This window comes from Haladaptatus caseinilyticus (genome assembly GCF_026248685.1).
GTDB lineage: Archaea > Halobacteriota > Halobacteria > Halobacteriales > Haladaptataceae > Haladaptatus > Haladaptatus caseinilyticus.
Map to the genome: position 1 here is coordinate 308835 of NZ_CP111037.1, position 13345 is coordinate 322179.

The 13345-nt window shown below is 58.7% G+C and carries 10 protein-coding genes and 2 pseudogenes; 4 read left to right on the forward strand and 8 right to left on the reverse strand.

The genetic code is table 11. From position 1 onward, the window contains the following. The first annotated feature begins 127 nt into the window (after positions 1-127). Both OOF89_RS15845 and OOF89_RS15850 read left to right on the forward strand, forming a co-directional pair. Positions 128-1471, forward strand: coding sequence for an oxidoreductase (locus OOF89_RS15845; protein ID WP_266080094.1), 1344 nt, complete (start codon positions 128-130; stop codon positions 1469-1471). Between the two features lie 52 nt (positions 1472-1523). Then, positions 1524-3371: a DEAD/DEAH box helicase family protein gene (locus OOF89_RS15850; protein ID WP_266080096.1), complete on the forward strand. Its 1848-nt coding sequence runs from the start codon at positions 1524-1526 to the stop codon at positions 3369-3371. A gap of 523 nt (positions 3372-3894) precedes the next feature. Here OOF89_RS15850 and OOF89_RS15855 read toward each other — a convergent pair. The 4 genes and pseudogenes from OOF89_RS15855 to OOF89_RS15870 form a co-directional block, all read right to left on the reverse strand. Then, positions 3895-5164: pseudogene (locus OOF89_RS15855) on the reverse strand (threonine synthase). Continuing rightward, positions 5161-5922, reverse strand: coding sequence for an HpcH/HpaI aldolase family protein (locus tag OOF89_RS15860; RefSeq protein ID WP_266080098.1), 762 nt, complete (start codon positions 5920-5922; stop codon positions 5161-5163). Before OOF89_RS15860 ends, OOF89_RS15855 begins: the two are co-directional and overlap by 4 nt. A gap of 92 nt (positions 5923-6014) precedes the next feature. Further along, positions 6015-6296, reverse strand: a complete 282-nt coding sequence (locus OOF89_RS15865; RefSeq protein ID WP_266080100.1) for a DUF7521 family protein — start codon at positions 6294-6296, stop codon at positions 6015-6017. 175 nt (positions 6297-6471) lie between these two features. Next, positions 6472-9438, reverse strand: a complete 2967-nt coding sequence (locus OOF89_RS15870; RefSeq protein WP_266080102.1) for an FAD-binding and (Fe-S)-binding domain-containing protein — start codon at positions 9436-9438, stop codon at positions 6472-6474. A 372-nt stretch (positions 9439-9810) separates the two neighbouring features. Here OOF89_RS15870 and OOF89_RS15875 point away from each other — a divergent pair, with 372 nt between their 5' ends. Further along, positions 9811-10110 carry a PadR family transcriptional regulator gene (locus OOF89_RS15875; protein ID WP_266080104.1) on the forward strand — a complete coding sequence of 100 codons (300 nt, stop codon included), beginning with the start codon at positions 9811-9813 and terminating at the stop codon, positions 10108-10110. On the opposite strand, the gene OOF89_RS15880 is transcribed toward OOF89_RS15875, so the two are convergent. The 4 genes from OOF89_RS15880 to OOF89_RS15895 are packed head-to-tail and all read right to left on the reverse strand — an operon-like array spanning position 10107 to position 12801. Next, positions 10107-10754, reverse strand: a complete 648-nt coding sequence (locus OOF89_RS15880; RefSeq protein ID WP_266080106.1) for a hypothetical protein — start codon at positions 10752-10754, stop codon at positions 10107-10109. The genes OOF89_RS15875 and OOF89_RS15880 overlap by 4 nt on opposite strands. Before the next feature lie 50 nt (positions 10755-10804). After that, on the reverse strand, positions 10805-11194 hold the full coding sequence (locus OOF89_RS15885) for a hypothetical protein (protein ID WP_266080107.1): 390 nt from the start codon (positions 11192-11194) through the stop codon (positions 10805-10807). Positions 11195-11227: 33 nt separating this feature from the next. Next, the gene (locus OOF89_RS15890) at positions 11228-11926 is read right to left on the reverse strand and encodes a DUF7530 family protein (RefSeq protein ID WP_407661632.1); all 699 of its coding nucleotides are present in this window, start codon (positions 11924-11926) and stop codon (positions 11228-11230) included. Further along, positions 11923-12801 (reverse strand): NAD(P)H-binding protein, encoded by an 879-nt coding sequence (locus OOF89_RS15895; protein WP_266080109.1) that lies wholly within the window; start codon positions 12799-12801, stop codon positions 11923-11925. The genes OOF89_RS15890 and OOF89_RS15895 overlap by 4 nt, the downstream gene beginning before the upstream one ends. Positions 12802-12880: 79 nt before the next feature. On the opposite strand from OOF89_RS15895, the pseudogene OOF89_RS15900 reads away from it, so the two are divergent. Then, positions 12881-13334, forward strand: a pseudogene (locus tag OOF89_RS15900) (DUF456 domain-containing protein). The last annotated feature ends 11 nt before the right edge of the window (positions 13335-13345 follow it).

Sequence of the window (13345 nt, forward strand, 5' to 3'; positions counted from 1 at the left end):
GAGAAAAAGACCGACGGACTGCCGCATCCCGTCGTAATTCACGGGATGTCGTTCGGATTGCTGAGCACGGGCCACGTAATCACCGTCACAAACCTTTAGGCCGAAACCACACGAACCCAGACGCAACGTGCCTGCACTCGAAGACCCCCTCGAAATCGGGGGTGTCGAACTGCCGAACCGCCTCTACCGCGCACCGCTACTCGAATGTGCCGGAAACGGCCCAAACGCGGTGGACACGCTAATTCGGGAACTCGAACCGGCCGCCGAGTCCGGAGTCGGCCTGATATGTCAGGGTGCGACGATCGTTCGTGGGGAAGGTGGCTGTGCCGCGCCGGGAATGACTCACGTTCACGACCCGAAATTCGTCTCGAAATTGGGCCGACTGACGGACGCGATCCACGGCCACGGGAGTAGGATTTTCGTTCAGTTGGAACACGGCGGGCTTCGGAGCATGGAGACGTGGCATGCGGGCTATCGCGCCGAAAATCCGAACGTACGACAACTCGCCGTTTCGCGCCCACCTACCGTGCTCCGGGCACTCAGCCGAATCGGATTCCTGTCCTACGATGCACACGTCCTCAGCACCGAGGAGGTGTATGACCTCGCTGCCGATTTCGGTCGGAGCGCCGAGTATGCCATCGACGCGGGCTACGACGGTGTTCACATCGCCGGGGCGAACATGGGAATCGTCCAGCAGTTCCTCTCACCGTTTTACAACCGTCGAGACGACGAGTTCGGCGGATCGCTCGCCGAACGAACGAAATTCCTCGAAGTCGTTCACGGCGAGATTCGAAAACGCGTCGGCTCCGACGTGCCGATCGTGACGAAAGTGCCCGCCGAGACCACCGCACCGCCATTCGTTCGTCGGCATCTCTCCCTTAGCGACGGGGTTCGAATCTGCGATCGACTGGCGGAGGTTGGGTTCGACGCCCTGGTTCCGGTACAGGCATCCGTGTTCTGGGACGCGAGCATCGTGCGTGGCGCGTTTCCCGCTCGTGCGTGGCGTGACGAGCGATTCCGCGATGGCTATGCTGAGGCGTTCGGAAGCAAGACTCGGGGCGGTCTCGTCGCCGCGCTCAACTGGATACAATCGAGAAAATACGATTTCGAACCAGCCTGGAACCGGCCGTTTACCCGCCGGGTGACGGAACGAACTTCCGTTCCAGTGCTCGCGGAGGGCGGCATCCGAACCCGAGACGGGATCGATCGGCTACTCACGCATGGCGACTGTGACGCGGTCGGAATGGGACGCCCGTTTTACGCCGAGCCGCGACTTCCGGCGCGAATTCTCGAAACGGATGTCGAAAACGACCGAGCAGCGCGCGTCATCTGCGAGAACTGTAACAACTGTACCGTCCCACAGGCAACCGGCGCTCACGGTGTGTGCCGAACACCGGATGTCCTCGAAAAACGAGGGACACTGCGGAAGGCAGGTGCCTACGGCCGGGGAGGCTCAGACAGCGAACGTTGACCACCCGATGGAGTCGTAACGGGTATTCCACGGGGGACCCAATCAGGGAGCAGTGACCGACGAGGATATCGAGATTTCGGACGTATTTGACGCCGTCGAGGACATCGGTCGGCCGGTGCTCACCGCGGAGGAAGTCGCTCGGGTACTCGGCTGTTCCCACGAGGAAGCGAATCGTGCACTGGAACGGCTCGCGAACGAACAGGAAGTCTCCCGTCTCGACGTGGAGCGCGACCCAGTCGTCTGGTTTCCGACGGAGTGGGAACGATTGGCCGACCGTGAACGAATCGTCGTCTTTCCGAAACGACGAGAAATCATCGCCGACCATCCCCGGCAGTTCACTCGGGCGCAACTCTCGCAGTTCGCGCACCTAACGGACACGACTCGTACCGGTGGGTACAGCTATCGGATCCGTCAAGAGGATATCTGGTCCGCGCCGTACGACTCGCTCGAGACACTGATGCGAACGGTCAGACAGGTCCTACCGGAACCGTCGCCGGATTTGGAGGCGTTCGTCGAACAGCAGTGGAAACGCGCCAAGCAGTTCCGTCTATACACCCACGAGGACGACTACGTCGTTCTCGAAGCCGCGAGCGATGACCTCATGGGAAACGTTGCACGACAGAAATTGGACGATAGCCACTTGCGTGCGCCGCTTTCGGATAACGAGAGTTGGGTGGCGGCAGAAAAGGTCGCGGAGGTCAAACGAATCCTCTACGAGGCGGGGTATCCAGTACAGGACGAGCGGGAGTTGGAATCGGGCGACGAACTGGACATCGATTGCTCGCTCGATCTGCGCAAATACCAGCGTGCGTGGGTGGAGGAGTTCGTGGACCTCAAATCCGGCGTCCTCGTCGGTCCGCCAGGAAGTGGAAAAACGGTTGCCGCGATGGGCGTTCTCGAAGCGATTTCAGGCGAAACGTTGGTCCTGGTTCCGAGTAGGGAGCTCGCCGGACAGTGGCGCGAGGAACTGCTGACTCACACCAGCCTCGCTCCGGAACAGGTCGGCGAATATCATGGCGGTGAAAAGAACGTCCGCCCGGTGACGATTGCGACCTACCAGACCGCAGGAATGGACAGGCATCGCCAGTTGTTCGATCAGCGACGCTGGGGTCTCATCGTATATGATGAATGCCAGCACATTCCAAGCCGGGTCTTCCGCCGAAGTGCGAACCTCCAGAGCAAACATCGGCTCGGACTGTCTGCCACCCCCGTTCGAGAGGACGACAAGGAAAAGGACATCTTCACCCTGATCGGTCCACCGATCGGGACGGATTGGGACGCCCTGTTCGAAGCCGGGTTCGTCGCCGAACCGGAGGTAGAAATCAGGTACGTCAGTTGGGACGACGAAACGTATCACGGCGAGTACGCCGACGCCGACCAGCGCGGAAAGCGTCAGGTGGCCGCATCGAACCCCGCGAAAGTGGACGAAATCCGCTATCTATTGGCCGAACACCCCACCGCGAAAGCGTTGGTGTTTGTGGAGTATCTGGAACAAGGAGCCGACATCTCGGAGGCGCTCTCCGTCCCGTTCATTAGCGGGGAGATGCCCCATCCGGAACGCGAGCGCCACTTACAGGCGTTCCGTGATGGCCGCCTCGACACGCTCGTCATCTCCCGCGTCGGGGACGAAGGGATCGACCTGCCGGATGCCGAACTCGCGGTCGTCGCCTCCGGACTCGGCGGGTCACGGCGACAAGGTGCGCAGCGCGCCGGGAGGACCATGCGTCCGGCGGGGCGTGCCCGAATGTACGTGCTGGCGACCCGCGGAACGCGCGAGGAGGAGTTCGCTCGTCAACAGTTGCGTCATCTCGCGTCGAAAGGAATCCGGATTCAAGAGACGGTCGCGAAGGAAACGCTCGCGGAAGGGAAGAATACGGAAGAAACGGTTTCGGAGGAGTAGTTCTCGGAACCGATTTCGTGGATGTCGAAGTGATGGGGTGTCGGGAGAGCACATAGCACACGGAGTCAGACACACCGCAACTGCGCAGCTGCAAAGGGAGCGAATTCAGTATACCTACGAGTGATAAGGGGGTAAAAGGTGGCAACAACTCATAACCGACTGAGAAGCGTGTGGGTGGTATGTCTTCTGGGAGGAGATCCGCGATACCGCTCCGGATACTGGTCGTCACGGTCGTAATCGGTACCGTATTTTCGATGTCCGTAATGGCACACCCACCTGCAAACATACCGAATCAAGTCACACCGACCGCCGACATCGAGTACACCTGCAACAACGTGACCGTGTCGGTCGAACCGAAATGGGTCACGTACAGCCTCGTCGTCTACTATCGAGACACAGTAACGGGTGACGAAGGGAAAGCGTTGCTCGGGCCGATGAATGGAACCGTGGTCGAACCCTATGGCCCGGAGATCCTGTTTACGAGCGTGGAAGTGGTAGTCAACGGGAATACGATAGCGACCGATTACATATTGGCACGGTGTACGCCCGAAACGAGCGAGCGAATACGTTCGGAAAGGTTGGAAAGCGAAATCGACCGTGAAGCGGTCGTATTCGCCGACGGCTCACGGAATCCCGTACCGGTCGCGATCGCGACAACGTGATCGTCCGACGAAATCTCGTCCGACTCCGACAGGTGGCGAATTCCCGCCAACGTGGTCGCGGAAGCGGGTTCGACACAGATACCGGCGCGACGGGCGAACTGACGCTTGGCGTCGAGGATCGCATCGTCAGGGACGGAGACCACCGCCCCACCCGCTTCACGAACGGCCGCGAGGACGCGGTTCCCACTGGGGGGTTCGGCGTTTGCGATGGAGTACGCGACCGTTTCGTCGCCCTCGACGGAACAGACTTCGTCCGCGTTAGCACGAAACGCCCGTGCGATAGGGTCACAGGCGGACGCCTGTACGAAGTACAGTCGCGGAAACGAGTCGAGCAGGCCCGCAACGCGGAGGTCTCGGAGTCCCTTCCAGATGGCACTCGCGTGGCCGCCGCTACTGACCGGCGCAACGATCGCATCGGGCGCGTCGCGGGATTCCGGAATATCGATACCGGCGAACGACGACCCCCCTGAGGGTTCGTCGTGAGGGGTCGCAAACGCTTCACAGATTTCGAGCGCCGTTGTCTTCTGGCCTGCCACTCGATAGGGGGTATCGGAGTTGACGAACCGAATGCCCGGTAGTTCCAGGCTATCATAATAAAGCCGACCGTATCGTCCTTTCACTTGTACGAGTTCAGGGCCATACTGCGCGATATGTCCGAGTCGTTCCGGCGGGATGTCGTCGGGGACGAGGACGAAGCAATCGACACCGACACTGGCCGACATCGCGGACATGCTCATCGCCATGTTTCCGTGTGAAACGGTTCCGATCCAGTTACCGTTCGCGTCGGTATTCGTACCCATTTCGAGGGCGGATGCGACGCCGACCGCACTGCCGCGGTCCTTGAACGTTCCCGTTGGATTCGCACTCTCGTCCTTGACCCAGAGCTTGCACCCTGCGTAGTCGTCAATCTTGTCGGTCCGGATGAGCGGCGTTCCCCCCCACCGCCGAACCGACACCCGCCAACTTGTCGGTTGGAAGCAAATCGGAGTACCGCCACATACCCGGGTCCGACGACCCTGACGACGGCCACGAAAAACCGTCCGCATCGGTTTTCAACCAGAGTGGTTCACCACACGCACAGCGCGCACCAGCGGTCGCTTCATTGCCACACCGATAACAGACGAGCGTCATCGAAGTACATCCTCGTAGCGTTGTTTCGCGCGCTCCGCGCCGTGGATGAGATAGTCCATATCGATACCGACGACCTGGAAGTCGAATCCCGTTTCCGCCCACCGTTCAACGTCCTCCGGATCGAGTGCGATAGTTCCGACGGCAGTATCCGACTCACCGACTGCGTCCAAGACAGCGGAAATTTCGGTGTCGAGCGAATCCGTCTCGCCGAACTGACCCAGCGACGCCGAAAGGTCCGTCGGACCGACGAACAGTGCATCGACGCCATCCACGGCCGCGATAGATCCCACGTGTCCCACGCCCTTTGCCGATTCTATCTGCACCATCACGAGGAGTTCGTCGTTCGCACGTTCGAAGTAATCATCCAGCTCGAGTCCATACGCCGATGCCCGCGAACCGGCAACGCCTCGAACCCCATCCGGAGGGTAGCGCGTCGCTTCGACCACCGAACGGGCTTGTTCTGCCGTCTCTATCATAGGAGCGATTACACCGGAAACACCGGTGTCGAGGGCCCGCTTGATTCGGGTCGGATCGTCGTCGGGCAAGCGGACGATCGATTTCGTCTCGCCGTTCGCCGCATCCACGGCGCGGACGAGGTTTTCGACGGTCGAAATCGACATCGAGGAGTGTTCTGCATCGATGACGACGAAGTCGAAGCCGAGTTCACCGCTTATCTCGGCGACTGCCGGATGTCCGATCGTAACCCACGTTCCGACGACGGGATCACCCGCATGCACCGCGCGTCTGAGTTCGGTCATACGTCTTCCGACGTTCGGAGGGGAAAAATAGCTGTGCAGTGTGTCAACTTTCGTCCAGTCATTTTAAGAGAATAATCGTTGCTTCGCTCCGGTCAGTCCGCTCCTGTTACACTGTAAATGACGAATAGGTAGCCGACAGTCGAAACGCCGTAGTTCACCGTCAAAAGTACACGGCTGTTTTGGAAGTCGTACAGGAACGCGCTGACCGTCGTTGCGATAGCGGCCGCGACGAGTATCGAAAAGCCGATACAGAGGACGAGCATGGACCGACGATTGGTCTGCAGATACGCTCGCATCGCTAGCCCCACCATGGTAAGGCCCGTCATCGCGAGGACGGCACTGAGTATGATATAGGTGATTTCGATAGGTTGCATGTGGTGAGTCCCCCTTTGTGCTCGTCACCTACAATTCAGGCTATCGATTTAAAATTATTCAATACATATAGTTAGTAATTGGACAAGATATGAGTCCAACAGTTAGATACGGGGATTGTATCGACGGGCAGGCGAAAAACATGGCGATCGGATGAAAAGCGTCAGGCGATGGAGTTTACGAACGATGGAGCGCCGCCGCGACCTTCTCGATCGGGTGTGGCGGACGCGTTCCGCGACCTTCGAACTGAGTTCGACAGGACGCGCCGGGAGCGACGACGGTTTCGGCGTCGCTCTCGTCCACTTGTTCGAACAGGATTCGCCCGATGGCCTGTGAGAGGTCGTACTGGTCGGTGCGGTAGCCGAAGCTGCCCGCCATGCCACAACACCCGCTGTCCAGCGGGTCGACCTCGTAGCCCGCCCGCCTGAGGACGCCGACGGCGTGGTGATCCGTACGAACGGCCTTTTGATTACAGTGGCCGTGATAGGCGAGCGATTCATCGACGGCACCGAACTCGATGTCATCGTCCAATCGGTTGCGGTCGATGAACTCACAGACGCTGAAGGTGTTCGACGCGACCGTTTCGACGGCCGAATCGGAGAGCAAATCACGGTATTCGTCCTGGAACATTACCGCATCGGACGGTTCCACGAAGACGACCGACCAACCATCATCGACGCGATTTTCGAGGAGCGAAACGTTCGTTTGCGCCTTTTCGCGCGCATCGTCCAAGAAGCCTTCCGAATAGGCGGCACGGCCGGTCGCCGAAAGGTCGTCCGGAACCTGCACATGAACGCCCGCGGCTTCGAGCACCCGAACGGCGGCTTTTCCTGGTTCCGGATAGCTGTAGTTCGTGAACGTGTCCGGAACGAAGAGGACGCGCTCGCTGGCGATATCGGGTGGGATTTGGGCCCCACGAGATTCGAACCATTCGGTGAACGTCTCGCTAGCGAATCGCGGCAGGTCGCGTTCGGGTGCGATTCCGAGCGTTTTTTCCGCGAAGAATCCCGTTCCTGGCAGTTTCGTGACCCAGTTCGAAATGGGTGCAAGTGCGCTTCCGAGGGCCGAAACGCGCTCCGCCTCGGCGAAAAACCGGTCGCGGAGACTCGCGCCCTGTTTTTGATGACGGGCGTGTTTTACCTCGGCTTTCAGTTTTGCGAGGTCCACCCCGGTCGGACAATCGCGAGCACACCCCTTACACCCGAGACAGAGATCCAACACCTCACGTTGGAACTGGTCGGTGTGCAGTTCATCGGCCGGGAGTTCACCGCTGATTGCGGCCCGGAGAAGGTTTGCCCGTCCTCGTGTCGTCGTCATCTCGTCTTTCATGCCGCGGTAGGACGGACACATCGTCTCGCTCCCGGTTTGCCGACAAGTCCCACAACCGTTACATAGTTCGACGAGGTGTGAGAAGCCTCCCTCATCGGAAAAATCCTGAACCGTTCGTAGTTCTAGCGATGAGTATTCGGGACCGTATCTGAGATGTTCGCGCATATCCGCTTCGTCGTCGCGAAAGACGACCTTTCCGGGGTTCAGTCGCCAATCCGGGTCGAATGCGGTTTTGAGGTCCTTGAACGCGTTCCAGAGTTGCGGGCCGTACAGTTTCGGGTTGAACTCCGTTCTGGCCAGGCCGTCACCGTGTTCGCCGGAGAACGACCCATGATGGGAGAGGACGAGCGACGTTACGTCCTCGGCGATGGAATGCATCGTCTCGATGCCATCGGCGTCTTTCAAGTTCAGAATCGGTCGGATATGGAGGGTACCGCTTCCGGCGTGTGCGAAGTAGGCCGCAGTGGTATCGTGGTCGTCCAGAATCGCCATGAACTCCCGAACGTACTCGGCCAACTCTTCGGGGGGAACCGAGGCATCTTCGATGAAGGGGTACGGTTTCGGGTCACCCTCCATACTCATCAAAAGCGGAATCGCCGCTTTCCGGAGTTTCCAGAGGCGCGCCTGGTCGTCGTCCGAATAGGCCTCCAGCACGTCGAAGGCGTCGCCAGCGTGGACAAAGTGAGCGTTCGTCTCCGCGATGGCGTCCTCGAAATCCGAGTGGAGTTCGGAATCGAACTCCAACATTAGACCCGCCTCCGCGTTCTCCGGAATCGGGTCGGCGTACTCGGCAAATTCGGTCGATTCACGGGCCAGGCGGAACACCTCGTCGTCCATCAGTTCGACGGCGCTCGCGTCGAATTCGAGTGCGTCGGGCACTGCGGAGAGCGCGGAAACGAGGTCGTCGTAGCAGTAGAGCGCGAGCGCGGTGTCTTTGGGGCGTGATACCAAATCGAGCGTCGCGCCGACGACGACCCCCAAGGTCCCTTCAGCTCCGACGAACAGTTTCGAGAGGTTCATGTACGTCTCACCGTCTCGCTCGTAAACGACCTTGTGGAGGTTGTACCCGCTGACGGAACGCTTGAGTGTGGGATAGCGCGATTCGATTTCGTCGTCGTTTTCGGCGACCAGTTTCCGGACGGTTCGATACAGTTCCGCCTCCCGGTCGTCCTTATCGACGATTGTGTCCCATTCGTCGCCGTCAACTTCGATTTCGCGGGTGTGAATCAACGACCCGTCGGCGAGCACGACGTCCAGTTCCGCGGTGTATTCGTCCGTGATACCATACCGAACCGAGTGCGCGCCGGTCGAGTTGTTTCCGATACCGCCACCAATGGTTGCGCGGTTCGAGGACGCGGGGTCGGGCGCAAATTTTAATCCCCATCGAGAGAGATGGTCGTCCAAATCGTCCTGTACGACGCCGGGTTCCACGATTGCCTGTCGGGATTCGGTATCCACGTCGAGTATGTCGTCCATGTGGCGAGAGAAGTCGAGGATGATACAGTCCGTGCCGACCGTTTGTCCGGCGAGCGATGATCCAGCACCACGCGGAAGAACTGGCGCGTCGTGTGTTTGTGCGATGCGAATCGCTGCCTGTACGTCTTCGATGCCTGTCGGAAAAACCACACCTGCAGGAAGCGCTTGGTAAATACTCCCGTCGGTGGCGTACAGCAGTTGTGTGTACTTGTCGAACCGAACTTCGCCGTCGATGGTGGAACGAAGGTCGGAGGCGAGTTCGGGGTGAACTTCCTGTGGTTCGTGACCGAGTGACTCGCGGTACGTTTCGAAGTCGGGAGTTTCGTCCCGTGTTTCCATGTTAGAGAAAAGCAGACAGACGGACATAAATCCGATGCAGATTTGTAGGAATAAATTCGTTAGAAGAGAGACACATAAATTATTATATATGAATCGGTCAATCCGCGGCGTTGTCTGACATGAGAAGTCCGATACCATGCAGTCACTGGACGACGCAGTCCTAATTTCGCGGGGGTCACGCACGAGACGTGACGGGTGGGAAACTATCTTCGTAGTTTGGATAAAGACGAATATAGTCAAATAATCTACAATCCAGGACGGTAGTAAGGGAATAGAATGCATGAGTTCAAATCGCAAGCAAGCGACAAGGCGAGCTCGATTTGGCCATCACTCTTTTGTCTGTTGCATGAATCTGTAGTATTAGGGAGAACCATGCACGACCTGACTGGTTTCCAGCGAGACTTGCTGTACGTCATCGCTGGACTAGACGAACCCCACGGCCTCGCCATCAAAGAAGAACTCGAAGCTTACTACGAGAAAGAGATCCATCATGGGCGACTGTACCCCAATCTCGACTCACTCGTGGATAAAGGGCTGGTCGAGAAGGGGCAGCGAGACCGTCGGACTAACTACTACACGCTTACCCGACGCGGGGCACGCGAGATAGAGGCACGCCGAGAGTGGGAAGAGCAGTACGTCGGCGAGGACCTCGCGCAGACCCAAACCGTCTAAGGAGACAACGCAGTCCCAAGAACCGCGGCGTCGAGTGCTTTGACGTGTCCGAGCACCGGACTCGCCTCGTGGATTACGTAGCTATCGCCGGATTCCTCGAGGACGCCGAGATTTGTAAGCCGATCGACGTGCATCCACATCGATTTTCTGGATTCACCGACGAGTTCGTGAAGCGTGTCTTGTGTGAGTTCGTCGTTCGAGTCGGTCGAGAGAAGCGCATCTAACATCAACCGAACTACCTCCGGACTGGCAATGTCGCGGAAGCCATCTTCGGCACCGTGTTCGTCGGCAGTGACGCGCAGTCGCTCGGCCGTCTGTGCGACAACGCTCTGGTTGTTTGGACGATACGCCCCGTCTACTTCCCGAAAGACAGCGAGTTCGACGAGGTCATCCAACCGTCGCTCGACATGGTCTGTACTCTGGTCGAGTTCGTGCGCGAGTTCGTCAGCCTTCCACTCGCCACCTGTTGCGGCAGCGAGGCGAACGAGTTCGCGGGTGGCGTCGTCGCGCGTCAAAAAGAGCCAGCCGGAAGGGTAAGCCAGTCTTGCCGCTCGAATTCCTTCTTCGTCTGCGAGCGCCCACATCTCGTCTTCGTTGTGGGCAGTGCGGAGTGTCCAATCGCGGGCATCTGCGTGGAGCGCCATTAGTTTGCATCTGTGCGTAATGGTATTTAATACTGTACCCTGGTTTTCTATCAGGTTGGAGTCGATTCACACGAAACTGACCACGTGATGTCCGAGAGAGCGGAAAGCCGACGATATATTGCACGGAGCCCCTCCGAGCGCGTGTCAGGAAGAACGTGTAATTCCACGGACTCGTACCGAACGACGACGCGAAACGTCGTATCTCGGTTGTGATCATGAACCAGATACATCGGGACGGGAAGATCGAACCAATCGCCGTAGGTGTACGGTTCGTCGTCCAACACGTTCCGCACGAGCGTCGTCAGCTGCTTCTCGGAGCACTCGGTCCCGGGCGACAGGCGAAAGATCGTCTCCCCTTCGTAGCTGACACCGCCACCGCGCGGATATCGGCGGCGTGGCCGGTGTGGAATCGAAAACGATGGGGACGTATCGTCTGCCATCCTCCCTCAATATGCCGTCATCCGTTAAATAGTTCAGCCACGGGAGCGAACAAAAATGGCGCTCCCGGAGACACAGATCACCGCTACGACGTGACCGATGAGGGCGACAACGAGCAGGTCGTATCCCCAGACGAATGGAACGAGGACAAGTTGTATGACCGCGAATCCGATAACGATCGAATCGACCTGCCGAAGTTGGGTTCGCGTCGAATCATCCGGTTGGTGACGAACCGCCACCCAGAATCCCGTAACACTGGACCACCACGCAGTACCGATTCGGTAGCAAACGTCCCAGAGGACGAGAAGGGTGAGAAACACGGCCGGAATCGGCGGTCGGGTACCGAGAAGCGATTCGAGCAGTGGTGTCCCACCCTGTCGAGGATTGTAAACGAACAGATACGTAATAAGTCCGATGTAGGAAAACAGACCGAGAACGACCTCGATACTCGACCCAAACAGGAGTTTCCTATAAGCAGATGGTGTCGTCAGTTTTCGAATCCGTCGGGAGATCGTGAGCATCACGGCGCTTCCTGCAGTTGCGACGACCACCGCGGCCGTTCCTGCAGGAACGGCGTTCCAGAGGTCATAGCGCCACGCGAAGATAACGAGCAGGCCTTCGAAAAGAGCGAGCTGAACCGTCAGCGCGAACCAGTCGGGAAACGTAACACCCGGAACCGCATCGACGATGCTCTCGTAGGTCCACTGATACGGGCCGCGATTCATATCGCTCATGCGACTGCCTGCGTAACTGCCTCTTCGAACGGTGTCAATTCGACCGGTACGAGGGACCGAATTCGGTCGTCTTCGACCACCGTCCGCGTCTTCAGACCGAGAATAAGTGGATGCGCAACCTCCTTTGGCACGTCGGTGACGAGATCAACCCAGTAGGCCGATAGTTTCGGTGTCAGCACCGGGACGGGAATCATCGTCGCGCGTTTGTCGAGGATTTCTCCCGTGTTGAGCACCATTTCACCATACGTTAACACGTCCGGACCTCCGATTTCGAACGTCTCGCCCGCCGTCTCAGGGGTGTCGAGAACGCCGACGAGGTACGCGACGACATCGTCGATGGCGATGGGTTGGCAGTTCGTTCGAACCCACCGTGGCGTGATCATCAACGGAAGACGCTCCGCTAACTGTTGGACGATGCGAAAGCTCACGCTACCGTCCCCGATGATGATGGCGGCTCGAAGAACAGTGAGGTCGAACGCTCCGTTCGAGAGGATGTGTTCGACTTCGCGACGTGATTTGAGGTGGTCGGACAGAGTTGCTCGCTCTCCACCAAGACCACTGAGATAGACGACGCGCGAAACGTCCGTTCCGCGTGTCGCATCGACGAAGTTTCGTGCCGCAGTTCGGTCCTGTTCCATGAAATCACCGTCTTCGCCCATCGAATGAACCAGATAGTACGCGGCATCCACGCCGTCGAAAACGCCGCGAAGACTCGCACGGTCGTTCAGGTCGGCTTCGACGACAGAAACACCGTCCGGCGGGTCGTAGGACGAAGCGTCACGAACTAATGCGACCACGTCCTCATCGTGTGTGACGAGTTCGGGGACGAGATGGCGACCGACGAATCCGGTCGCTCCGGCGACAAGTACCGTCATTATAGATACTGAGTACGCTAGCGTTCAAAAGCTATCGGGCAACCCGTGAGGTTATGATTCGTCCGTGCGACAGTTCAATATGGACTGGCTTTTCCTCGTCGCCATCGCCCTTCTTATCGCTGGCGTCCTCGGAAGCGTCCTCCCCCTCCTACCCGCAGTTCCGCTGTCGCTCGCCGGAATCTACGCCTACTGGTGGGGGACGGGATTTTCCGAACCCGGGCTCCCTTTCGTCGTTGGAGCGACTATCGTCGGCGTCGTCGCGTTCGTCGCGGAGCACACGGCGAGCGCCGTTTCGGCCAAAGCGAGCGGCGGGTGTCGTCGGTTTGATCGCGTTGGTAGTTACCGGGCCGGTCGGAATGATTGTCGGGGTCGCGCTCGCGACATTCATGGTCGAATTGTATCGTACACAGGACGCGAAGAAAGGCGCGAAAACCGCCACCTACGCCGTGGCCGGTCTGTTCGCCTCAGTAGTGTTCCAGGTAGTCGTCACGGGGTCACTGCTCGTCGGATTCGTCGTCACGGTGCTGATTTGACGCGGGATTTT